Origin of the sequence: Enterobacter sp. SES19, assembly GCF_011765665.1 — a bacterium.
GTDB lineage: Bacteria > Pseudomonadota > Gammaproteobacteria > Enterobacterales > Enterobacteriaceae > Enterobacter > Enterobacter pseudoroggenkampii.
In genome coordinates this window covers 2761256-2783747 of record NZ_CP050320.1, presented here as the reverse complement: position 1 = coordinate 2783747, position 22492 = coordinate 2761256, and the positions used below count along the sequence as shown (strand labels likewise).

The window sequence follows — 22492 nt, the reverse complement described above, 5'->3', positions numbered from 1 at the left end:
CTGTCGGGTTTTACAGGGGTGATATAAGGTTGAAAAGGTAAATGACTTTTTAAAATTAGGTGAAAAGAATGGAATGCCTTATCGATGATATCGACCGACAAATTTTAGCCTGCCTGGTTGAGGATGCGCGCATGTCGTTGAAGGTGCTCAGCGGCCGCATCGGTCTGACGTCCCCCAGCACGGCAGAACGCCTGAAGAGGCTGGAAGAACGCGGTGTGATTCAGGGTTATGGTGCACGGGTGAATCTGGCGGCGCTGGGGTATACGCTGCAGGCGCTGGTGCGCGTGCGGCCTTTGCCGGGGCTGTTGCATAAGGTGGATAAGTACATTCAGGCGATGCCGGAGTGTATTGAGAGCGACAAAGTCACCGGGGAAGATTGCTTTGTGATTAGGCTGGTGGTGCGGTCAATCGAACAGCTTGATGCGCTGCTTGACGGCCTGGCAGAACATGCCCAGTGTAATACGTCGATTGTGAAGAGTTCGCCGGTGAAGCGCCGTTTGCCGCCGATGTAGGTTTCTGTCGCCGGGTGGCGGCTGCGCCTTACCCGGCCTACGAAGGCGGACTCGGTTTTTTATGTTGGGAAAGTGATGGTGGTGGGGGAAGGATGACTCGGCGCGATGCGCCTCGCCCTTCGGGTCGTTGCCTGCGGCAACGCTTTCTCGCTACGCTCGAATCGAACCTTAGTCGAAGCTTCTCATCCTTCCCCGTTACGGAAATGTATGATGCCCGGTGCGAACAGAAGGTTTAGCGTCGTTTGGAAGTGATGGTGGTGGGGGAAGGATTCGAACCTTCGAAGTCGATGACGGCAGATTTACAGTCTGCTCCCTTTGGCCGCTCGGGAACCCCACCACGGGGTAATGCTTTTTTACTGGCCGGCTTCCTGCTGGAAGCGGGGCGCATCATATCAAATGAGACGCCCCTGTAAAGCATTCCTTTAGGGAAATGAAGTCGTTTGCCTGCTTTTTATCCGTAAAGGCGCAAAGCTAATCAATTCATTTTCCGAAAGATTAAAGAATGATGGTCCTGTTGCCGTACACGAAGACCCGCTGCGCCAGCACCTGATACAGCGCACGACTCAACACATTCTTCTCAACGTCACGACCCGCACGCATCATGTCCTCAGCAGTGTAAGTGTGATCCACATGAATGACGTCCTGCATGATGATTGGACCTTCATCCAGGTTGTCATTCACGTAGTGCGCGGTCGCACCGATGATCTTCACGCCGCGCTCGTACGCCTGGTGGTAAGGACGCGCACCAATAAAGGCTGGCAGGAACGAGTGGTGAATGTTGATGATCTTGTTCGGGAAACGCGCTACGAAGGATGGCGTTAACACGCGCATGTATTTCGCCAGCACCACGTAGTCCGGGTTATGCGCTTCAATGGCCTGTGCCATCAGATCGTCGTGTTCTTCACGGGTATGGCCTTCGTGGCTCACCAGCTCGAACGGAATATCAAAACGCTCGACCAGCGTGCGCAGCGTCTCATGGTTGCCAATAACGGCAGCAATTTCAACGTCCAGACCGCCGTAGTTGGCTTTCATCAGCAGGTCGCCCAGACAATGTGCTTCTTTGGTCACCAGGATCACGATGCGGCGTCGACCCGCTGGGGTCAGTTCGCGCACGGAACCTTCCGGAAGCGCGCTGTCCAGATCGGCAAGCAGGGTGGTGTCGTTGAAAATACCTTCCAGCTCGGTACGCATAAAGAAGCGACCGGTACGGTGGTCAACGAACTCGTTGTTCTGCACGATATTCAGTTCATGCTTGTAGCAAATGTTGGTAATTCGTGCGATCAGTCCTTTTTGATCGGGACAGATGGTGCGCAGAACTTTACGTTGTAATGATTGCATCGCCGGGAAATCCTGTTTGTATTTGCGAAGTCTGGGTTGTCAGGCATTACTGCCCGCAACACTTTTTAAATTTTTTACCTGAACCACACGGGCAGGGATCGTTACGACCAAACTGTGGGCGCGTTCCGTCAATATAATACCATTGCCCGCTTTCCTTTAAGAACCGGGAACGCTCGATAATGGCACCCGGTTTATTATTCTCGCTAAAACGGGCAACAAAGCTGACGTAACCTTCGTCAACATGACTGCCTGTTGCGGATTCATAGACGGTAAGGCCGAGCCACTGCGTGTTCGCGAACCCGGCTTCGATGTCCTGTTTGAAATCGGCTGCGCGGCAGGATGGATGCCAGGTTTTAATCAGGTAGTCTGCGTCCTTGATCACAAAAGCAGTGTACCGTGAACGCATGAGGTGTGACGGGTCTGGTGCAACCTGATCGCCAGACAGATATCGCTGGCAACATAGGCTATACTCCAGAGCGCTACCACAGGGGCAGAGTTGAGACACGATTCTCTTCCTGGAACAAAAAATAAAGGCGTTAAACGCTTCGGGTAGCACTATGTTAACTGAGCTGTTGCGTTGACGCTATGTCAGGAATCCAGGGGAAGTAAAACAGGGCTAATGAGAAAGGTTAAAATTGGACTGGCGCTGGGCTCAGGTGCAGCCCGGGGGTGGTCACACATCGGCGTAATTAATGCCTTGAACAAGATGGGCATTGACATTGATATAGTCGCAGGGTGTTCAATAGGATCGCTTGTCGGCTCCGCTTACGCGTGCGGGAAGCTTCCGGAACTCGAGACGTGGGTGCGCTCCTTCAGCTACTGGGACGTGCTGCGTCTGATGGACCTCTCCTGGCAGCGTGGTGGGCTGCTGCGCGGCGAGCGCGTGTTTAACCAGTTCCGCCAGGTTATGCCTCTCGAAGACTTCACCGATTGTCAGATGCCTTTCGGCGCCGTCGCGACGAACCTCAGTACAGGACGCGAGCTCTGGCTCACCGAAGGGGATATCCATCTTGCCGTGCGTGCCTCCTGCAGTATGCCGGGGCTCATGGCGCCTGTCCCACACAACGGTTACTGGCTTGTCGACGGTGGCGTCGTTAACCCGGTTCCCATCTCTCTGACGCGCGCAATGGGGGCGGATATCGTGATTGCCGTCGACCTGCAGCACGACGCCCACCTGATGCAGCAGGATCTCATGCCGGTCAATCTCCAGAGCGAAGATGTTGAGGGCGAGAAACTGGCCTGGCATGAACGCCTGCGAGGAAGAATCGGGCGTATGGCCGCACGTCGCTCGGTTACCGCACCGACGGCGATAGAAATCATGACCACGTCAATTCAGGTACTCGAGAACCGCCTTAAACGTAACCGTATGGCAGGCGATCCTCCGGATATTCTTATTCAGCCGTACTGTCCGCAAATCTCTACCCTTGATTTCCATCGGGCTGAGGCCGCCATCGCAGCGGGCTCGTTAGCCGTCGAAAAGAAAATGGACGAATTGTTGCCTTTTGTGCAGACCGCACGTTAAGCACCTTTTTTTGACTACTTCAGCAAAATCTGACAGGCGATAGTGCCGATCGCATGCCACTATTTAGTTACTGTCAGCCAGGGGAGGAACCATGACGCAGCCATTGGCCGGAAAACACATTTTGATTGTTGAAGACGAGCCCGTTTTCCGATCGCTACTGGATTCGTGGTTATCCTCGCTGGGCGCAATGACGTCACTGGCTGAAGATGGCATCGACGCCCTGGAAAAAATGATTAGCATTACGCCCGATTTGATGATTTGCGACATTGCGATGCCGCGCATGAATGGACTGAAGCTGGTTGAACATCTGCGTAACGAAGGTAATCAGACGCCGATTCTGGTGATCTCTGCCACCGAGAACATGGCGGATATCGCCAAAGCATTACGTCTTGGGGTACAGGATATTCTGCTCAAACCAGTCAAGGATTTGCATAGATTGCGGGAAACGGTCTTAGCATGCCTTTATCCGAATATGTTTAATTCCCGGGTAGAGGAAGAGGAGCGTCTTTTCCAGGACTGGGACGCTCTGGTGAGTAATCCGCCTGCTGCGGCGAAGCTGTTGCAAGAACTCCAGCCGCCCGTCCAGCAAACTATTTCACACTGCCGTGTAAATTATCGCCAGCTGGTGGCCGCTGATCAGCCTGGACTGGTGCTGGATATTGCACCACTGTCAGATTCCGACCTTGCGTTTTATTCTCTGGATGTCACCCGGGCGGGGGATAACGGTGTATTAGCCGCGTTACTTCTTCGTGCGCTATTTAATGGCTTGTTGCAGGAACAGTTATCCCATCAGGGACAACGGTTGCCGGAGTTAGGCAGTTTACTCAAACAGGTAAACCAGCTTTTTCGTCAGGCCAATTTGCCAGGACAGTTCCCGCTGCTGGTCGGCTATTACCACAGCGGTTTAAAGAACCTGATCCTCGTTTCAGCCGGTCTCAATGCATCACTGAATACCGGTGAACACCATATTCAGGTAAGTAACGGTGTGCCGCTTGGGACATTGGGAACGGCGTATCTTAATCAAATTAGCCACCGCTGTTCCTCCTGGCAGTGCCAAATTTGGGGCGCCGGGGGACGGCTACGCTTAATGTTGTCCACGGAATAAGCAATTGGATCGTAATTTTAAGATTGCTTTACCTGTGTTTTGCGGGGAGTGCTACTATCGCTGCCCGGTTTCATGCGTATTTATCCTAATTGATCGGCAACGCGTTCTTTTCAGACCCGGACTGCGGGGCGAGGCTGATATACTCAACGCGTTATTTATTGCATAAAAGTTCAAAACTTGAACAGCTCAGGAGAATTTGAATGGCTGCCCTAAATTCGAAAGTCAGAAAGGCCGTTATCCCGGTAGCGGGATTGGGGACCAGGATGTTACCAGCAACTAAGGCGATTCCTAAAGAGATGTTGCCTCTGGTTGATAAGCCATTAATCCAGTATGTCGTTAATGAATGCATTGCAGCCGGCATCACTGAAATTGTGCTGGTTACGCATTCATCTAAAAACTCTATCGAAAACCATTTCGATACAAGCTTTGAACTTGAAGCCATGCTGGAAAAGCGTGTTAAGCGTCAGCTGTTAGAAGAAGTTCAGTCTATTTGCCCTCCACACGTCACCATTATGCAGGTTCGTCAGGGGCTGGCTAAAGGTCTGGGTCACGCTGTTATGTGCGCGCATCCTGTTGTGGGTGATGAGCCTGTAGCGGTAATTCTGCCTGACGTTATTCTGGACGAATACGAATCCGATCTTTCTCAGGATAACCTGGCTGAAATGATCAAACGTTTCGACGAAACCGGCAGCAGCCAGATTATGGTTGAGCCTGTTGAAGACGTAACGGCATACGGTGTGGTTGACTGCAAAGGCGTTAACCTTGAGCCGGGTGAAAGTGTGCCAATGGTTGGCGTCGTAGAGAAGCCTAAAGCCGATATAGCCCCTTCAAACCTTGCTGTTGTAGGTCGCTATGTCCTGAGTGCTGAAATCTGGCCTCTGCTGGCTAAAACGCCTCCAGGAGCGGGTGATGAGATCCAGCTGACGGATGCCATCGATATGCTGATCGAGAAAGAGACCGTTGAGGCCTACCATATGAAAGGTAAGAGCCATGACTGCGGTAATAAGCTCGGTTATATGCAGGCGTTTGTTGAATATGGTATCCGCCACAATACCCTTGGCGAAGAATTTAAAACCTGGCTCAAAGAGAGCGTAGGTATTAAGAAATAAGCCACGGTTGTAAATGTTCGAAACCGGTGAGGCGCTGCCCACCGGTTTTTTTATGCCTGTACCACTCCCGAAAACCTGTCTGAAAGTACAGTCGATAAAGTTGTTAAATAATGCTTTATGACAGAGTGTAAGAGGATGTTTGGGACAAATTTAGGTTAAAAAAAATCCCGCAATATGCGGGATTTCTCTGAATGTGCCGTGATTAATCCTTGATCAGGAAGTCATCCAGCTGTTTACCTTGCTCATCCATGGCTTTCTTGATAACAGCAGGAGTACGACCCTGGCCAGTCCAGGTTTTAGTTTCGCCGTTCTCGTCAACGTAGCTATATTTAGCAGGACGAGCAGCACGCTTGGCTTTGGTACCGGTTTTAGCCGCAGCCATGCTGTTCAGCAATTCATTTGGATCGATACCATCAGCAATCAGCATTTCACGATATTGCTGCAGTTTACGAGTACGCTCTTCGATTTCAGCAGCAGCAGCGCTTTCTTCTTCGCGACGTTCATTAACTACAACTTCTAATTTTTCCAGCATTTCTTCAAGCGTTTCGAGGGTGCATTCTCTTGCCTGCGCACGAAGAGTACGGATGTTGTTCAGAATTTTAAGTGCTTCGCTCATTGTAGTAATCTCAAACTTATAATGGGGGGGTGGTTTGTTGACCTAATAATAGAGCCATAAATTCATATGTGCAATAGCCAGGAATGTAAGGAATTCAAAAAATACTAAATCGTCTCACTATTATTAATTACGCTAACTTAAATTTCATCACCCGACAGTCTCGCTTGTTATCACATCAACCTGCTTTGTCCGGTTGATTGCCTCTTTTTTTTGTGACATTTACCGCAGGAATTATAGTTGCGGCGGATAAATATCAGCCTTTTGTATTAGTTCCCCCCCGTGATGTTAAGGCTGAAATAGTTAATAAATGGTGAATTTTAATGAACGGTGATTCCACTATAAAAACAAGTGTTATGTTGAGCTTAACATATAACATATTGGCCTGGCTGCATGCGTTTACTTCATGTTTTAACGGATTATTTTCGAAAACAGAAGGTTCTGAACGCCGCGCTGAACTACATCCTCTGTGCGCTGTATCGCTGATGACCTGACAAAATATGGTACAATGACTCATCGGGAATATTACACATTGATTAGGGTTTTACGGCCAATGGCACAACTGTATTTCTACTATTCGGCGATGAATGCCGGTAAATCCACCGCGCTGCTGCAATCCTCGTACAATTACCAGGAGCGCGGGATGCGTACCGTTGTTTATACGGCTGAGATTGACGATCGCTTTGGGGCAGGGAAGGTGAGCTCCAGAATAGGACTCTCGTCACCTGCCAGGCTGTTTAACCCGAAAACCGATCTGTTTGAGGACATTCGCACGGAACATGCTGAGCGGCCTATTCACTGTGTCCTGGTCGATGAGAGCCAGTTTCTGACGCGTGAACAGGTTCACGCACTTTCCGAGGTGGTTGATGAGCTTGATATCCCCGTGCTGTGCTATGGGCTGCGTACGGATTTTCGCGGTGAGCTCTTTGCCGGGAGTCAGTATTTGCTCGCCTGGTCGGATAAACTCGTCGAATTAAAAACGATCTGCTTCTGCGGTCGCAAAGCCAGTATGGTGCTTCGTCTCGACCAGGCAGGAAAACCTTATGCAGATGGTGAGCAGGTGGTTATAGGCGGTAATGAACGCTATGTATCGGTCTGTCGTAAGCATTATAAAGAAGCGCTGTCTGTAGGCTCGCTGACGGCGATTCAGCACGACAACAGAAAATAACGTCAGCTTTGTTATTCAGACATAAAAAAACCCGCCATAAAGGCGGGTTTTTCATTTGCTGTCAATTAAGCGCTTTTCTTCGCTTTCTTGTCAGCTTTGATGACCGGAACTTCTGTTTTCACAGCGGCAACGTCACCTTCTTTGAACTCACGACCGTAGAAGGTATCCAGCAGAATCTGTTTCAGCTCGGAGATCAGTGGGTAGCGCGGGTTAGCACCTGTACACTGGTCATCGAATGCATCTTCAGACAGCTTATCTACATGAGCGAGGAAGTCAGCTTCCTGTACGCCCGCTTCACGGATAGATTTAGGAATACCCAGCTCAGCTTTCAGACTTTCCAGCCATGCCAGCAGTTTCTCAATCTTCGCAGCAGTACGGTCGCCCGGTGCGCTCAGACCAAGGTGGTCTGCGATTTCAGCATAACGACGACGTGCTTGCGGACGGTCGTACTGGCTGAAAGCAGTCTGCTTGGTTGGGTTGTCGTTAGCGTTATAACGAATAACGTTGCTGATCAACAGGGCGTTCGCCAGACCGTGAGGAATGTGGAACTGTGAACCCAGCTTGTGCGCCATAGAGTGGCAAACACCCAGGAAGGCGTTCGCAAACGCGATACCGGCGATGGTTGCTGCACTGTGAACGCGTTCACGTGCTACAGGGTTTTTAGACCCTTCGTTATAGGACGCTGGCAGGTTTTCCTTCAGCAGTTTCAGAGCCTGCAGAGCCTGACCGTCAGAGAACTCAGACGCCAGTACAGAAACGTAAGCTTCCAGGGCGTGAGTTACCGCATCCAGACCACCGAACGCACACAGTGACTTCGGCATATCCATGACCAGGTTCGCATCGACGATAGCCATGTCTGGGGTCAGGGCATAGTCAGCCAGCGGGTATTTCTGACCTGTCGCATCGTCCGTTACTACCGCGAATGGCGTGACTTCTGAACCGGTACCGGAAGTGGTGGTGACCGCGATCATTTTCGCTTTTACGCCCATTTTCGGGAACTTGTAGATACGTTTACGGATGTCCATAAAGCGCAGCGCCAGTTCTTCGAAGTGGGTTTCAGGATGCTCGTACATGACCCACATGATTTTCGCGGCGTCCATTGGGGAACCACCACCCAGTGCGATAATCACATCTGGTTTGAAGGAGTTAGCCAGCTCAGCACCTTTGCGCACAACGCTCAGGGTAGGGTCAGCTTCAACTTCAAAGAACACTTCAGTTTCAACGCCAGCCGCTTTCAGCACAGAGGTGATCTGGTCAGCGTAGCCGTTGTTAAACAGGAAACGGTCAGTCACGATGAGCGCACGTTTGTGGCCATCAGTAATCACTTCATCCAGCGCGATTGGCAGTGAGCCACGGCGGAAGTAGATAGATTTCGGAAGTTTGTGCCACAACATGTTTTCAGCTCGCTTAGCAACGGTTTTCTTGTTGATCAGGTGTTTTGGACCAACGTTTTCAGAGATGGAGTTACCACCCCAGGAACCACAACCCAGAGTCAGGGAAGGCGCGAGTTTGAAGTTGTACAGGTCACCGATACCACCCTGAGAAGCAGGGGTGTTAATCAGAATACGGGCAGTTTTCATCATCTGACCGAAGTGAGCAACACGCTCTGGCTGGTTATCCTGGTCAGTGTACAGACAAGAGGTGTGACCGATACCACCCATGGCAACCAGTTTCTCGGCTTTTTCTACCGCGTCTTCGAAATCTTTCGCACGGTACATTGCAAGCGTTGGAGACAGTTTTTCATGTGCAAACGGCTCGCTTTCGTCGACAACTTTTACTTCACCGATCAGGATTTTAGTTGTTGCCGGAACGGTAAAGCCTGCGAGTTCAGCAATCTTGTACGCTGGCTGACCCACGATAGCGGCGTTCAGCGCGCCATTTTTCAGGATGATGTCCTGAACTGCTTTCAACTCTTTGCCCTGCAGCAGGTAGCCGCCGTGGCTGGCGAAACGTTCGCGAACGGCGTCGTACACGGAGTCAACAACAACAACAGACTGTTCAGATGCACAGATCACACCGTTATCGAAGGTTTTAGACATCAGTACAGACGCAACGGCACGTTTGATGTCAGCGGTTTCGTCGATAACAACAGGGGTGTTACCGGCGCCCACACCGATGGCTGGTTTACCGGAGCTGTATGCCGCTTTAACCATGCCAGGACCACCGGTCGCCAGGATCAGGTTAATGTCCGGGTGATGCATCAGGGCGTTAGAGAGCTCAACGGAAGGTTGGTCGATCCAGCCGATCAGATCTTTTGGTGCGCCAGCAGCGATCGCCGCCTGCAGGACAATATCCGCAGCTTTGTTGGTCGCGTCTTTCGCACGTGGGTGTGGAGAGAAGATGATTGCGTTACGGGTCTTCAGGCTAATCAGCGATTTGAAGATAGCGGTAGACGTTGGGTTAGTGGTCGGAACAATACCGCAGATGATGCCGATAGGTTCAGCGATGGTGATAGTACCGAAGGTGTCGTCTTCGGACAGCACGCCACAGGTTTTCTCATCTTTATAGGCGTTATAGATATACTCGGAAGCGAAGTGGTTTTTAATCACTTTATCTTCCACGATACCCATGCCGGATTCGGCAACGGCCATTTTAGCGAGAGGGATTCGAGCATCTGCAGCAGCCAGTGCGGCCGCGCGGAAGATTTTATCAACCTGTTCTTGGGTGAAATTGGCATATTCACGCTGGGCTTTTTTAACGCGCTCGACGAGGGCGTTCAGTTCAGCGATATTAGTAACAGCCATAATGCTCTCCTGATAATGTTTAAACTCTTTTAGTAAACCAGCGCTCGATACGTCACACAGTATAGACAGAGCCGATACGACTTGCGTAACACAAAGTAAAACAAAGAGTTACTTTCTGCATCAGCACACTAATTTACTAAAAGAGCCTTACCTTGGCATCATCCCTTTTGTCAGGTGACCTCCCTGGGGGTGTAACCAAGATTACTCACTTCTGAGTACGGAAATCATGATCTGTGTCAATTTTCCCCCAAGCTGATACCTTTCAGCAGGGTTATTTCGTGCTGATTTTTCCAGTGTTAAATAATTACGTAAGTATTGGAAGTGGCGCTATCATTGATTATACATATGTTTAACATCCTGAAATGATAACGTTTTGGCACAGATTTCGAGTGAAGTATGCTAATAAAAAGGGTATCTTCAGCGCGATTTCTCATGACTAATTGTCAGTCCAGGGCATGTGTATAAGCGGAGCAAAACGTGATCCAAACGCTCTTTGATTTTCCAACGTATTTTAAATTTTTTATTGGTTTGTTTGCCCTGGTCAACCCGGTGGGGATCATTCCTGTCTTCATTAGTATGACGAGTTACCAGACGGCGGCGGCCAGGAACAAGACCAACCTGACCGCTAACCTGTCAGTGGCGATCATATTGCTCACCTCTCTTTTTCTGGGTGACGCCATTCTCCAGCTCTTCGGGATTTCGATCGACTCTTTCCGCATTGCGGGTGGGATCCTGGTGGTGACCATCGCCATGTCCATGATCAGCGGTAAGCTGGGCGAGGATAAGCAGAATAAACAAGAGAAGTCAGAAACCGCTATCCGCGAAAGCATTGGCGTAGTGCCGCTGGCCTTACCGCTGATGGCCGGTCCTGGTGCCATCAGTTCAACCATTGTCTGGGGGACGCGCTATCATAGCCTGATGCACCTGATTGGTTTTTCAGTGGCTATTGCCATTTTTGCGCTCTGCTGTTGGGGCGTGTTCCGCATGGCACCCTGGCTGGTGCGCTTGCTGGGGCAGACGGGCATTAACGTCATAACGCGTATCATGGGCCTGCTGTTGATGGCGTTAGGGATTGAATTTATCGTTACGGGTATTAAAAGCATTTTCCCCGGTTTGCTGCACTGATATTGCATATGAAAGAACGGAGCCACGGCTCCGTTTTTTTACGTCATTATCAGTAAATCCTATAACTAAAGTTGAAATGCTCACATATCATAATAAATTCTACTAATAATGTTCATTGCTTGTATTTCAACAAGTTATTAATTCCCCTCAAACCCGCCTGCGCAGAAAATCTTCGATCGCTCTGTTATTTTACTCACATGATACTCTGGGGCTTGCTGAGAGATAACCGAAATGATATTAGTAATTTCAACATTCCCCTAGATGAATGTGCTAAATAATAACCAGTTGTTAAATTTTTGTACAAAGTCACTCGATGATAGCGCAGCGACGCGCTTGGAGAGAAAGTTTTCTCTATCTTATTGAATGTCATGTTTTTTTACTGATGTTCAATGTCCGGCAGGGCTGCCCTCAACGATGCGGTACTCACCGTAAAAGAGAATTGCTTAACAAATTTGCAAAATGTATTGGCGCACGTTTACGCCATTTGATACTTTCCGGCCTAATATTTTGCAGCATAAAACAAGCAGATGAGAATTATTTTCATATGGTTCTCTTCTCAGATATCCAACGCAGGTCTCAAACAGGGTGGCCTGTAAAGAATCGACGCAAGACGGCCATACGAGCGGTCAGTAATAAAAAAGTCGGTGATAGCAAGCAGTAAAAGAAGAACCTGACAGCAGCAAAAAAAACTCCTGCGCTGTACAGGCCCCAACAGGGGATTACACAGCTGGCGAAGGCCAGTCATTATAATGAGTGGAGTACCAACACAATGTCCATCATCACAAAAAAAAATCTGGTAGCGGCGGGGATTTTAACTGCGCTAATCGCGGGCAACGCTGCAATGGCTGCGGACGTTCCTGCAGGTGTTCAACTGGCTGAGAAACAGACGCTGGTGCGTAACAACGGTGCGGAAGTTCAGTCTCTTGACCCGCACAAAATTGAAGGTGTTCCTGAGTCTAACGTTAACCGCGACCTGTTCGAAGGCCTGCTGGTGACAGACGTAGACGGCCACCCGGCGCCGGGTGTAGCCGAAAAATGGGAAAACAAAGATTTCAAAGTCTGGACCTTCCATCTGCGTAAAGATGCGAAATGGTCCGACGGCACACCGGTCACGGCCGAAGATTTCGTTTATAGCTGGCAGCGTCTGGCGAACCCAACAACCGCTTCTCCATATGCGAGCTACCTGCAATATGGCCACATCGCCAATATTGATGACATCATCGCGGGTAAAAAACCTGTTACCGACCTGGGCGTAAAAGCGATTGATGCGAATACCTTTGAAGTGACGTTGAGCGAACCTGTTCCGTACTTCTATAAGCTGCTGGTTCACCCGTCCGTCTCCCCGGTACCAAAATCCGCCGTGGAAAAATTTGGTGAAAAATGGACGCAGCCTGCCAATATCGTGACCAACGGTGCCTATAAGCTGAAAGACTGGGTGGTCAACGAGCGTATGGTGCTTGAGCGTAACCCGCAATACTGGGACAACGCGAAAACCGTCATTAATCAGGTGACCTACCTGCCAATTTCGTCCGAAGTGACTGACGTTAACCGCTACCGCAGCGGTGAAATCGACATGACCTATAACAACATGCCGATTGAATTGTTCCAGAAACTGAAGAAAGAGATCCCTAAAGAAGTTCACGTCGATCCGTACCTGTGCACCTACTACTATGAAATCAACAACCAGAAAGCACCGTTCACCGACGTACGTGTACGTACCGCGCTGAAGCTGGCTCTGGATCGCGATATCATCGTAAACAAAGTGAAAAACCAGGGCGATCTGCCGGCATACAGCTATACCCCTCCATACACCGATGGTGCAAAACTGACCGAGCCAGACTGGTTCAAACAGACTCAGGAACAGCGTAACGCAGAAGCGAAGAAACTGCTGGCCGAAGCGGGCTATACCGCAGATAAGCCGCTGACCTTCAGCCTGTTGTACAACACCTCCGATCTGCACAAAAAACTGGCTATCGCCGTCGCTTCGATCTGGAAGAAAAACCTGGGCGCGAACGTGAAGCTGGAGAACCAGGAGTGGAAAACCTTCCTCGACAGCCGTCATCAGGGCACCTTTGATGTGGCACGTGCTGGCTGGTGTGCGGACTATAACGAACCGACCTCCTTCCTGAATACCATGCTGAGCGACAGCTCGAACAACACCGCGCACTATAAGAGCCCGGCCTTCGACAAGCTGATTGGCGACACGCTGAAAACCACTGACGAAGCACAGCGTACGGAACTGTACTCTAAGGCCGAGCAGCAGCTGGATAAAGATTCCGCGATCGTTCCGGTTTACTACTACGTTAACGCCCGTCTGGTGAAACCGTGGGTAGGTGGATATACCGGTAAAGACCCGATGGATAATATCTACGTTAAAAACTTGTATATTATCAAGCATTAATGGCAATGAGTGGGGCGGGCGTGCTCGCCCCACGGTGTCTAACCAACGTCACATAATATAGGCACACGCCAGAAGGTACGGGCAATGTTGAAATTTATCCTACGTCGCTGTCTTGAAGCGATTCCAACGCTATTTATTCTCATTACGATTTCCTTCTTCATGATGCGCCTTGCGCCGGGAAGTCCATTTACCGGTGAGCGTACGCTGCCGCCAGAAGTCATGGCGAATATCGAAGCGAAATACCACTTAAACGATCCTATCTCCACCCAGTACTTCAATTATCTGAAGCAGCTGGCTCACGGTGATTTTGGACCGTCATTTAAATATAAAGACTATTCCGTTAACGACCTTGTGGCGTCCAGCTTCCCGGTTTCGGCTAAGTTGGGGGCTGCGGCATTCATTCTGGCCATCGTTTTCGGGGTCACCGCAGGCGTTATCGCCGCGCTCAGACAAAATACCAAATGGGATTATGCCGTAATGGGGGTGGCAATGACCGGGGTAGTGATACCCAGCTTCGTTGTTGCGCCATTACTGGTGATGATATTTGCCATCACGCTGAAGTGGCTGCCGGGTGGCGGCTGGAACGGCGGGGCATTGAAGTTCATGATTTTGCCAATGGTGGCATTATCTCTGGCGTACATCGCCAGTATCGCGCGTATTACCCGTGGTTCAATGATCGAAGTGCTGCACTCGAACTTCATTCGTACCGCGCGCGCTAAAGGGCTGCCGATGCGTCGGATTATCTTCCGCCACGCGCTCAAACCGGCGCTGTTGCCCGTGCTCTCCTACATGGGACCGGCATTCGTCGGGATCATCACCGGCTCGATGGTTATCGAAACAATCTACGGCCTGCCGGGCATTGGTCAGCTGTTCGTTAACGGCGCGCTCAACCGCGACTATTCGCTGGTACTGAGCCTGACCATTCTCGTCGGTGCGCTGACCATTCTCTTTAACGCAATCGTCGATGTGCTGTACGCCGTCATCGACCCGAAAATCCGTTACTAACTGGAGCACGCCATGATGTTGAGTAAGAAAAACAGCGAGGCGCTGGAAAACTTCAGTGAAAAACTGGAAGTAGAAGGTCGTAGCCTCTGGCAGGACGCGCGCCGTCGCTTCATGCACAACCGTGCGGCGGTTGCCAGTCTGGTTGTTCTGGTGATCATCGCGCTGTTTGTGACCCTGGCGCCGATGCTGTCGCAATTTACCTATTTCGACACCGACTGGGGCATGATGTCCAGCGCGCCGGATATGGAATCAGGCCACTATTTTGGCACGGACTCCTCAGGACGCGATCTGCTGGTGCGTGTCGCTATCGGTGGCCGTATCTCACTGATGGTCGGTATTGCTGCCGCGCTGGTGGCGGTGATCGTGGGTACGCTCTACGGCTCACTGTCCGGCTACCTTGGCGGCAAAATAGACTCGGTAATGATGCGTCTGCTGGAAATCCTGAACTCCTTCCCGTTTATGTTCTTCGTCATCCTGCTGGTGACCTTCTTCGGTCAGAATATTTTGCTGATCTTCGTGGCCATCGGGATGGTTTCCTGGCTGGATATGGCGCGTATTGTCCGCGGCCAGACCCTGAGCCTCAAACGCAAAGAGTTTATCGAAGCCGCGCAGGTCGGCGGTGTCTCTACCGGGAATATCGTGGTTCGCCATATCGTTCCTAACGTGCTGGGCGTGGTGGTGGTCTATGCCTCATTGCTGGTGCCAAGCATGATCCTGTTTGAATCTTTCCTGAGCTTCCTCGGTCTGGGTACGCAAGAGCCGCTGAGCAGCTGGGGCGCGCTGCTGAGTGACGGTGCAAACTCAATGGAAGTGTCACCGTGGCTGCTGTTATACCCGGCGGGTTTCCTGGTCGTTACCCTGTTTTGTTTTAACTTTATCGGCGATGGCCTGCGTGATGCCCTCGACCCGAAAGACCGTTAAGGAGCGCCGTCATGACAATTATTGAAACGGCAACCGCGCCACAGGCGCAGCAGCGGAGCGACCTTCTGCTGGACGTAAAAGATCTTCGCGTCACCTTTAAGACCCCGGACGGGGATGTGACCGCCGTGAACGATCTCAACTTCAACCTGCGCGCGGGCGAAACGCTCGGCATCGTGGGGGAATCCGGATCCGGGAAGTCCCAGACCGCCTTTGCGCTAATGGGCCTGCTGGCCGCTAACGGTGTGATTGGCGGTTCCGCGAAATTCAACGGTCGTGAAATCCTCAACCTGCCGGAGCACGAGCTCAACAAGCTGCGCGCCGAGCAGATCTCGATGATTTTCCAGGATCCGATGACCTCGCTGAACCCGTACATGCGCGTTGGTGAGCAGCTGATGGAAGTCCTGATGCTACACAAAGGCCTGGGTAAAGCCGAAGCCTTTGAAGAGTCGGTCAAAATGCTCGATGCGGTGAAAATGCCGGAGGCGCGCAAGCGCATGCGCATGTTCCCGCACGAGTTTTCTGGCGGTATGCGCCAGCGCGTGATGATTGCGATGGCGCTGCTGTGCCGGCCAAAACTGCTGATTGCCGACGAACCGACCACCGCGCTGGACGTTACCGTTCAGGCACAAATCATGACCCTGCTGAACGAGCTGAAGCGTGAGTTCAACACGGCGATTATCATGATCACCCACGACCTGGGCGTGGTGGCGGGCATCTGTGACAAAGTGCTGGTGATGTATGCCGGTCGTACCATGGAATACGGAAAAGCGCGTGACGTGTTCTATCAGCCTGCTCATCCTTACTCGATTGGGCTGCTGAATGCGGTGCCACGTCTTGATGCGGAAGGGGAATCCCTGCTCACCATTCCGGGCAACCCGCCAAACCTGCTGCGCCTGCCGAAAGGCTGTCCGTTCCAGCCGCGCTGTCCGCACGCGATGGAAATCTGCAACAGCGCTCCGCCGCTGGAAGAGTTTGCACCAGGCCGTCTGCGCGCCTGCTTTAAGCCGCAGGAGGAGCTGGTATGAACGCATTAGATGAAAAACGCAATGTGCTGCTCGAGATTGCTGACCTTAAGGTGCATTTCGACATCAAAGACGGCAAACAGTGGTTCTGGCAGCCGTCGAAGACCCTGAAAGCGGTGGACGGCGTCACGCTGCGCCTGTATGAAGGGGAAACCCTGGGCGTGGTGGGCGAGTCCGGCTGCGGTAAATCGACCTTTGCGCGCGCCATTATCGGTCTGGTGAAAGCCACCGACGGTAAAGTGGCCTGGCTGGGTAAAGATCTGCTGGGCATGAAACCCGACGAGTGGCGCGAGGTGCGCAGCGATATCCAGATGATTTTCCAGGATCCGCTGGCGTCACTTAACCCGCGTATGACCATCGGTGAGATTATTGCCGAGCCGCTGCGGACCTATCATCCGAAGATGTCCCGTCAGGAAGTGCGCGATCGCGTTAAGGCGATGATGCTGAAAGTCGGGCTGTTGCCTAACCTCATCAACCGCTATCCGCACGAGTTCTCAGGCGGTCAGTGTCAGCGTATTGGTATTGCGCGCGCCCTGATCCTCGAACCGAAGCTGATTATCTGCGATGAGCCGGTTTCCGCACTGGACGTGTCCATTCAGGCGCAGGTGGTTAACCTGCTGCAGAAGCTGCAGCGCGAAATGGGGCTGTCGCTGATCTTTATCGCGCATGACCTGGCCGTGGTGAAACACATCTCTGACCGCGTGCTGGTGATGTACCTGGGTCACGCCGTGGAGCTGGGCACCTATGATGAGGTGTACCATAATCCATTGCACCCATACACCAGAGCGCTGATGTCGGCGGTGCCGATCCCCGATCCCGATCTGGAGAAAAATAAAACCATCCAGCTTCTGGAAGGGGAATTACCCTCACCCATTAACCCGCCGTCGGGATGCGTCTTCCGCACGCGTTGCCCAATGGCCGGGCCGGAATGTGCAAAAACGCGACCGGTTCTCGAAGGCAGTTTCCGACATGCGGTTTCCTGCCTGAAAGTAGACCCGTTATAATCGCAAGGGCTGACATGATGTCAGCCCTTATTTTTTGCGAGGTTACTGTGTCGCGTTTATTCACGTCAGCCCGTCGGCGGCTATATCATTTTTTATTCGATCCTGAAACGGTATCCGGACGACGCTTCGAAGGTCTTTGCGGTTTATTTGCGCTCCTCAGCGTGGTTGTCATCTTTATTGAATCGGGTGCCGGGACGCAATACCACCTCACGTTTGACGAATGGCATGTCTTTGTCTGGCTTGAGCTGGCGATTACCCTGGTTTTTACCGCTGAATATCTGCTCAGAGTAATTGCGTGGCCCAACCCGGCCCGATATGTTTTCAGCTTCTGGGGATTTATTGATTTAGCCACTATTCTGCCGCTCTACGTCATGTGGCTGTGGCCGGAAATCAGCCTGAGTTATGTCTTTGCCTGGCGGGCGATGCGCGTGATTCGGGTATTACGTATTCTGAAATTACTGCGTTTTATGCCCTCACTGCGCGTGTTCTGGAGCGCAATTGTCAGCGCGCGGCATCAGCTTATTCTCTTCTACTCGTTTATTGCCATCGTCATGATCGTTTTTGGCGCGCTGATGTATCTGATAGAGGGGCCGAAATATGGTTTCACGACGCTCAATGCGTCCGTTTATTGGGCGATAGTAACCGTGACGACCGTGGGGTACGGTGATATCACGCCCCATACGCCGCTGGGCCGCATTGTGGCCTCAGTGCTGATTTTGATTGGCTATTCGGTCATTGCCATTCCAACCGGGCTTATTACCACGCACATGAGCAGCGCATTTCAGAGCCGCAAGCAGCAGCGCAAATGTCCGGCATGTCACCAGGGTGACCATGACCTTAACGCGCGGTTTTGTCACCGCTGCGGAAGTGCGTTGCCGGAGTAAATAAAAAAGGCTGCAATCGCAGCCTTTTTTATTATTCGCGCCAGAGGATATGGCACAGCTTGTGGTCTTTCTCTCGACAGAGCAGGACGCGGGCGAAAATATCGTTAATCTCGCCACCGTCTTCATCGGCCAGCCCGATGACCACTTCGGCAAAGAAGTCAGGATTCAGGTCGAAATCCACATGCTCAGCCCAGTCTTCTGAAGGGTCGAACAGTTCGGCACCGCCGCGCTCTTCGAACTGCAGATTAAAGAGGATCACGTCTGCGGGATCGAGGTTATCAACCGCCAGTTCGAGAAAAATGTCATAGGCCTGCTCGAGCGTTTCGTCTTCGGTCAGGCGATTGTTCAGATCCATTTCCATGATGACTACCTGTTTAACATCGTTGGGCACGTTTTACAGCAACGGACTAAAGAAGTAAAACAGTCGTTCGGCAATTCTCTGCCACAGCGGACGTTTTACCCACAGTCTGGCATCCAGCAGCCGCGAGCGGGAGATATAATCATCCTGCACCGCGGCGAGATCGCCGCCAAAGCCGGCATCATCAATAACCAGCGTGATTTCAAAGTTGAGCCACAGGCTGCGCATATCCAGGTTGACCGTTCCCACCAGGCTTAATTCGCCGTCGACAAGCACGCTTTTGGTGTGGAGCAATCCACCTTCAAACTGGTAGATCTTCACCCCTGCGGCCAGCAGTTCGCTAAAGAAGGCCCGGCTGGCCCAGCCCACCAGAAGGGAGTCATTTTTGCGCGGCAATATAATGCTCACATCGACGCCGCGCTGCGCCGCGGTACAGATCGCGTGAAGGAGGTCATCGCTGGGAACAAAGTAGGGCGTCGTCATGATCAGGTATTCACGCGCCGAGTACGTTGCCGTCAGCAGCGCCTGATGAATCAAATCCTCCGGGAAGCCCGGCCCGGAAGCAATGGTATGAATAGTGTGACCGCTGGCCTCTTCAAACGGCATAATATTGCCGTCCGGCGGTGGCGGCAGAATGCGTTTGCCGGTTTCTATCTCCCAGTCGCAGGAGTAAACGATGCCCATCGAGGTGGCAATCGGCCCCTCCATTCGCGCCATCAAATCCACCCACTGGCCCACGCCAGAGTCCTGCTTGAAGAAGCGCGGGTCAACCATGTTCATGCTGCCGGTGTAGGCAATATAGTTATCGATCATGATCATTTTGCGATGCTGGCGGAGATCCATCCGGCGCAGAAACACGCGCAGGAGATTGACCTTCAGCGCCTCGACCACCTCGATCCCTGCATTACGCATCATGCCCGCCCAGGGGCTACGGAAAAATGCCACGCTGCCTGCGGAGTCAAGCATCAGACGGCAGTGAATGCCGCGTCGCGCCGCGGCCATCAGCGATTCAGCGACCTGGTCAGCCATCCCGCCGGGCTGCCAGATATAAAAAACCATCTCGATATTATGACGCGCCAGCTGGATATCGCGGATCAATGCCTGCATGACGTCGTCGGACGAGGTCAGCAGCTGGAGCTGATTGCCCTTAACGCCACCAATCCCCTGACGGCGCTCGCACAGCTTAAACAGTGACGATGCGACGCTACTGTTCTCCTCGGCAAAGATATGTTTGCAGGCTTTAAGATCGTTCAGCCACTTTGCGGTTGAGGGCCACATGGCACGGGCCCGCTCTGCGCGGCGTTTACCCAGATGAAGCTCACCGAAAGAGAGATAGGCAATAATTCCCACCAGCGGGAGGATGTAGATTATCAGAAGCCAGGCCATGGCAGAGGGAACGGCTCTGCGCTTCATCAGGATGCGTAATGTCACACCTGCGATTAACAGCCAGTATCCCAAAATGACCAGCCAACTCACCACGGTGTAGAAGGTTGTCATAGGTAAAAAAATCCTTTTGAAAGCGTATTGTTATGAGTGTACGCATCAGGATTCATCTGGCAAATAAAAACGCCAGGTAAAAGCGCTGGTTTGCCGCAGGGTTGGGTTTATAATGGCCTTTCTTTTAGAGAAAAAGTGTTAGAGAAAGAGTTGTAGACATGAAGCGCAGTAGAACAGAAGTAGGGCGCTGGCGCATGTTGCGACAGGTGAGTCGTCGCAAGGCTCGTTGGCTGGAAGCACAATCCCGCCGCAATATGCGTATTCACGCCATCAGAAAATGTGGAATGACCCGGCATCGCAACGCGTTGCTGTTCGCAGTCCAGGATATCTGAGTACCATGAGGGCACCGTAATGGTGCCCGCTGATTTTATAGCGTCTGATTTTTAGGAGTAGCGTATTTGCAGCGCTATTCCTGGTGTATTGAGCAAAAGGAGGGAGAAGAAGTGTTTGCGGAGTTTGGCGTACTGAATTTCTGGACGTATGTTGTTGGCGCATTTTTTATCGTGCTGGTACCGGGGCCGAATACCCTGTTTGTGCTGAAAACCGGGATTGGTCACGGCGTTAAAAAAGGGTATCTCGCCGCCACAGGCGTGTTTATCGGTGATGCGGTATTGATGTTTCTGGCCTGGGCGGGTGTCGCAGCATTAATCCAGACCACGCCGGTGCTGTTTAACATCGTGCGCTATCTCGGCGCCTTCTATCTGCTGTGGCTGGGGGGCAAAATGCTCTGGTCGGTGGTGAACCGTCAGAAAAACGCGCATGAGAGCGGCCCCGAACCTGCCAGTATGATCATGAAACGTTCGCTGGTATTGAGCCTGACCAATCCAAAAGCGATTCTGTTCTACGTATCGTTCTTCGTTCAGTTTATTGACGTGAACGCACAGAACACCGGCACCTCTTTCCTTATCCTCGCGACGACGCTTGAGTTGATAAGCTTCATGTACATGAGCTTCCTGATCTTCTCCGGTGCGTTTGTCACGCGTTATCTCAAAACGAAAAAGAAACTGGCAAAGCTGGGGAACGGGCTGATAGGGCTGCTGTTTGTTGGGTTTGCGGCGAGGTTAGCGTCGCTGCATTGATTGATGAAAGGCTCCTGCGGGAGCTTTTTTCATTCTGTTTGACAACGCCTCACCATTTAGTTGTATAGTACAACTAAATGGTGAGGACAGAACATGCACAGCGAAACCCCGGTAGTCAGCGTTATTCGACGTTCCTCGCGCCTCATGGTGCGAGAGTTAGGTTTTATGGGTTCTACCCTGGCTTCAACGAGCTACTCACCTTCGGCCGTCCATACCCTGGTCGAAATCGCCTTACGCAAACAGATGACGGCGAGTCAGCTGGTGCAACTGCTGGGCCTGGAAAAGTCCAGCGTCAGCCGGATGCTTGCTCGCCTGATTGCCGCGGGCGAACTCGAGGAAGTTATTTCTGCTGAGGATGCGAGAGCAAAGAGCCTCAGGCTGACCGCGAAAGGTCACGAGACGGTCAGCAAAATTAATGCCTTCAGCAATGAGCGTGTGGTCTCAGCAATAAAATGTCTTGCTCCTGCCCAGCAGCAGACCATTTCGGAGGGGCTCACCCTTTATGCCAATGCGCTGCAGGCATGCCGTGAGTCGGGCAACGAGACGCACCCTGACGAGCTTACGATAGTGCAGGGGTATATCCCCGGCATGATTGGCCGTATAGCGGAAATGCACGGGAGTTATTACGCTCGTGAACATCATTTTGGCCGCTTTTTTGAGGCCAAAGTGGCGACAGGACTCGCAGAATTTAGTGAACGGTTGGATAAGCCGTGCAACCAGATCTGGCTGGCAATGATGAACGGCAGGATAGTGGGGTCAGTGGCGATCGATGGCGAGGATCTGGCAACGGGTGAAGCCCATCTTCGCTGGTTTATTCTTGATGATGGCTGCCGGGGACACGGCGTGGGGAAAAGACTGCTGAATGAAGCGATTCGTTTTTGCGACAGCGCCGGTTTTTCAGCCGTGCACCTCTGGACATTCAATAAGCTGACCGCCGCCCGGCGCCTGTACGAGTCGTTTGGGTTTACGCTGGTAAAAGAGTGGGAAGGCGACCAGTGGGGAAGCCTGATTACAGAGCAGCAGTTTACCCGGTATAAAGACGCACAACCGGCGCTATAAAAAAGGCTCCTTGCGGAGCCGCTTTG

Annotated in this window: 21 protein-coding genes, 1 tRNA gene and 1 other RNA gene; 15 read left to right on the top strand and 8 right to left on the bottom strand. The window is 51.9% G+C overall.

Translation table 11 applies throughout. The features are described 5' to 3' along the window. Window positions 1–68: 68 nt before the first annotated feature. The gene (locus GXP72_RS13235; RefSeq protein ID WP_024907089.1) at window positions 69–512 is read left to right on the top strand and encodes an Lrp/AsnC family transcriptional regulator; all 444 of its coding nucleotides are present in this window, start codon (window positions 69–71) and stop codon (window positions 510–512) included. Window positions 513–588: 76 nt separating this feature from the next. Here GXP72_RS13235 and GXP72_RS13230 read toward each other — a convergent pair. The 4 genes from GXP72_RS13230 to GXP72_RS13215 form a co-directional block, all read right to left on the bottom strand. Continuing rightward, a non-coding RNA gene (locus tag GXP72_RS13230) (RtT sRNA) lies at window positions 589–719 on the bottom strand. A 45-nt stretch (window positions 720–764) separates the two neighbouring features. Next, window positions 765–849: transfer RNA gene (locus GXP72_RS13225), tRNA-Tyr, on the bottom strand. Between the two features lie 158 nt (window positions 850–1007). After that, on the bottom strand, window positions 1008–1850 hold the full coding sequence (purU, locus tag GXP72_RS13220; RefSeq protein WP_023312104.1) for a formyltetrahydrofolate deformylase: 843 nt from the start codon (window positions 1848–1850) through the stop codon (window positions 1008–1010). Between the two features lie 46 nt (window positions 1851–1896). Continuing rightward, the gene (locus tag GXP72_RS13215; RefSeq protein ID WP_024907090.1) at window positions 1897–2355 is read right to left on the bottom strand and encodes a YchJ family protein; all 459 of its coding nucleotides are present in this window, start codon (window positions 2353–2355) and stop codon (window positions 1897–1899) included. Between the two features lie 114 nt (window positions 2356–2469). On the opposite strand from GXP72_RS13215, the gene rssA reads away from it, so the two are divergent. The 3 genes from rssA (at window position 2470) to galU (ending at window position 5586) form a co-directional block, all read left to right on the top strand. Continuing rightward, entirely contained in the window at window positions 2470–3372 is a 903-nt protein-coding gene (gene rssA / locus GXP72_RS13210) for a patatin-like phospholipase RssA (RefSeq protein WP_032647607.1), read from the top strand. A gap of 91 nt (window positions 3373–3463) precedes the next feature. Then, window positions 3464–4477 carry a two-component system response regulator RssB gene (gene rssB, locus GXP72_RS13205; RefSeq protein WP_032647605.1) on the top strand — a complete coding sequence of 338 codons (1014 nt, stop codon included), beginning with the start codon at window positions 3464–3466 and terminating at the stop codon, window positions 4475–4477. Between the two features lie 200 nt (window positions 4478–4677). Then, window positions 4678–5586, top strand: coding sequence for a UTP--glucose-1-phosphate uridylyltransferase GalU (galU, locus tag GXP72_RS13200; protein WP_090416679.1), 909 nt, complete (start codon window positions 4678–4680; stop codon window positions 5584–5586). Window positions 5587–5788: 202 nt separating this feature from the next. Here the strand turns inward: galU and hns are convergent, their stop codons facing one another. Beyond that, window positions 5789–6202, bottom strand: a complete 414-nt coding sequence (gene hns / locus GXP72_RS13195; protein WP_008502781.1) for a histone-like nucleoid-structuring protein H-NS — start codon at window positions 6200–6202, stop codon at window positions 5789–5791. Between the two features lie 550 nt (window positions 6203–6752). On the opposite strand from hns, the gene tdk reads away from it, so the two are divergent. After that, entirely contained in the window at window positions 6753–7367 is a 615-nt protein-coding gene (gene tdk, locus GXP72_RS13190) for a thymidine kinase (RefSeq protein WP_024907093.1), read from the top strand. A gap of 65 nt (window positions 7368–7432) precedes the next feature. Here the strand turns inward: tdk and adhE are convergent, their stop codons facing one another. Continuing rightward, a complete protein-coding gene (adhE, locus tag GXP72_RS13185) occupies window positions 7433–10111 on the bottom strand; it encodes a bifunctional acetaldehyde-CoA/alcohol dehydrogenase (RefSeq protein ID WP_032647603.1) in 2679 nt (892 codons plus the stop codon). Between the two features lie 477 nt (window positions 10112–10588). On the opposite strand from adhE, the gene GXP72_RS13180 reads away from it, so the two are divergent. The 7 genes from GXP72_RS13180 (at window position 10589) to GXP72_RS13150 (ending at window position 18473) form a co-directional block, all read left to right on the top strand. After that, window positions 10589–11236, top strand: a complete 648-nt coding sequence (locus tag GXP72_RS13180) for a YchE family NAAT transporter (protein WP_021240330.1) — start codon at window positions 10589–10591, stop codon at window positions 11234–11236. Between the two features lie 769 nt (window positions 11237–12005). Further along, on the top strand, window positions 12006–13637 hold the full coding sequence (oppA, locus tag GXP72_RS13175) for an oligopeptide ABC transporter substrate-binding protein OppA (RefSeq protein WP_024907095.1): 1632 nt from the start codon (window positions 12006–12008) through the stop codon (window positions 13635–13637). A gap of 84 nt (window positions 13638–13721) precedes the next feature. Further along, window positions 13722–14642 carry an oligopeptide ABC transporter permease OppB gene (gene oppB, locus GXP72_RS13170; protein ID WP_008502786.1) on the top strand — a complete coding sequence of 307 codons (921 nt, stop codon included), beginning with the start codon at window positions 13722–13724 and terminating at the stop codon, window positions 14640–14642. A gap of 12 nt (window positions 14643–14654) precedes the next feature. Continuing rightward, on the top strand, window positions 14655–15563 hold the full coding sequence (gene oppC / locus GXP72_RS13165) for an oligopeptide ABC transporter permease OppC (RefSeq protein WP_023312096.1): 909 nt from the start codon (window positions 14655–14657) through the stop codon (window positions 15561–15563). Between the two features lie 11 nt (window positions 15564–15574). Continuing rightward, window positions 15575–16588: an ABC transporter ATP-binding protein gene (locus tag GXP72_RS13160; protein WP_045404931.1), complete on the top strand. Its 1014-nt coding sequence runs from the start codon at window positions 15575–15577 to the stop codon at window positions 16586–16588. After that, the gene (gene oppF / locus GXP72_RS13155) at window positions 16585–17589 is read left to right on the top strand and encodes a murein tripeptide/oligopeptide ABC transporter ATP-binding protein OppF (RefSeq protein ID WP_024907098.1); all 1005 of its coding nucleotides are present in this window, start codon (window positions 16585–16587) and stop codon (window positions 17587–17589) included. Before GXP72_RS13160 ends, oppF begins: the two co-directional genes overlap by 4 nt. Window positions 17590–17603: 14 nt before the next feature. Further along, window positions 17604–18473, top strand: a complete 870-nt coding sequence (locus GXP72_RS13150) for an ion transporter (protein WP_208762982.1) — start codon at window positions 17604–17606, stop codon at window positions 18471–18473. A gap of 31 nt (window positions 18474–18504) precedes the next feature. On the opposite strand, the gene GXP72_RS13145 is transcribed toward GXP72_RS13150, so the two are convergent. After that, complete coding sequence (locus tag GXP72_RS13145; RefSeq protein WP_006810881.1) at window positions 18505–18834, bottom strand: HI1450 family dsDNA-mimic protein; 330 nt, start codon at window positions 18832–18834, stop codon at window positions 18505–18507. 33 nt (window positions 18835–18867) lie between these two features. Further along, a complete protein-coding gene (cls, locus tag GXP72_RS13140; protein WP_008502791.1) occupies window positions 18868–20328 on the bottom strand; it encodes a cardiolipin synthase in 1461 nt (486 codons plus the stop codon). Window positions 20329–20486: 158 nt separating this feature from the next. On the opposite strand from cls, the gene GXP72_RS13135 reads away from it, so the two are divergent. The 3 genes from GXP72_RS13135 (at window position 20487) to GXP72_RS13125 (ending at window position 22466) form a co-directional block, all read left to right on the top strand. Then, window positions 20487–20660, top strand: a complete 174-nt coding sequence (locus GXP72_RS13135; RefSeq protein WP_021240326.1) for a YciY family protein — start codon at window positions 20487–20489, stop codon at window positions 20658–20660. Between the two features lie 111 nt (window positions 20661–20771). Beyond that, window positions 20772–21407, top strand: coding sequence for a leucine efflux protein LeuE (gene leuE / locus GXP72_RS13130; RefSeq protein ID WP_208763919.1), 636 nt, complete (start codon window positions 20772–20774; stop codon window positions 21405–21407). 93 nt (window positions 21408–21500) lie between these two features. After that, the gene (locus tag GXP72_RS13125) at window positions 21501–22466 is read left to right on the top strand and encodes a helix-turn-helix domain-containing GNAT family N-acetyltransferase (protein ID WP_208762981.1); all 966 of its coding nucleotides are present in this window, start codon (window positions 21501–21503) and stop codon (window positions 22464–22466) included. Window positions 22467–22492 lie beyond the last annotated feature (26 nt).

Bases quoted from the DNA above. Each gene is read 5' to 3' on its own strand.
- GXP72_RS13235 (WP_024907089.1), top strand. From the start codon at position 69: ATGGAATGCCTTATCGATGATATCGACCGACAAATTTTAGCCTGCCTG.
- purU (WP_023312104.1), bottom strand. From the start codon at position 1,850: ATGCAATCATTACAACGTAAAGTTCTGCGCACCATCTGTCCCGATCAA.
- rssA (WP_032647607.1), top strand. From the start codon at position 2,470: ATGAGAAAGGTTAAAATTGGACTGGCGCTGGGCTCAGGTGCAGCCCGG.
- rssB (WP_032647605.1), top strand. From the start codon at position 3,464: ATGACGCAGCCATTGGCCGGAAAACACATTTTGATTGTTGAAGACGAG.
- galU (WP_090416679.1), top strand. From the start codon at position 4,678: ATGGCTGCCCTAAATTCGAAAGTCAGAAAGGCCGTTATCCCGGTAGCG.
- hns (WP_008502781.1), bottom strand. From the start codon at position 6,202: ATGAGCGAAGCACTTAAAATTCTGAACAACATCCGTACTCTTCGTGCG.
- tdk (WP_024907093.1), top strand. From the start codon at position 6,753: ATGGCACAACTGTATTTCTACTATTCGGCGATGAATGCCGGTAAATCC.
- adhE (WP_032647603.1), bottom strand. From the start codon at position 10,111: ATGGCTGTTACTAATATCGCTGAACTGAACGCCCTCGTCGAGCGCGTT.
- oppA (WP_024907095.1), top strand. From the start codon at position 12,006: ATGTCCATCATCACAAAAAAAAATCTGGTAGCGGCGGGGATTTTAACT.
- oppB (WP_008502786.1), top strand. From the start codon at position 13,722: ATGTTGAAATTTATCCTACGTCGCTGTCTTGAAGCGATTCCAACGCTA.
- oppC (WP_023312096.1), top strand. From the start codon at position 14,655: ATGATGTTGAGTAAGAAAAACAGCGAGGCGCTGGAAAACTTCAGTGAA.
- GXP72_RS13160 (WP_045404931.1), top strand. From the start codon at position 15,575: ATGACAATTATTGAAACGGCAACCGCGCCACAGGCGCAGCAGCGGAGC.
- oppF (WP_024907098.1), top strand. From the start codon at position 16,585: ATGAACGCATTAGATGAAAAACGCAATGTGCTGCTCGAGATTGCTGAC.
- GXP72_RS13150 (WP_208762982.1), top strand. From the start codon at position 17,604: ATGATGTCAGCCCTTATTTTTTGCGAGGTTACTGTGTCGCGTTTATTC.
- GXP72_RS13145 (WP_006810881.1), bottom strand. From the start codon at position 18,834: ATGGAAATGGATCTGAACAATCGCCTGACCGAAGACGAAACGCTCGAG.
- cls (WP_008502791.1), bottom strand. From the start codon at position 20,328: ATGACAACCTTCTACACCGTGGTGAGTTGGCTGGTCATTTTGGGATAC.
- GXP72_RS13135 (WP_021240326.1), top strand. From the start codon at position 20,487: ATGAAGCGCAGTAGAACAGAAGTAGGGCGCTGGCGCATGTTGCGACAG.
- GXP72_RS13125 (WP_208762981.1), top strand. From the start codon at position 21,501: ATGCACAGCGAAACCCCGGTAGTCAGCGTTATTCGACGTTCCTCGCGC.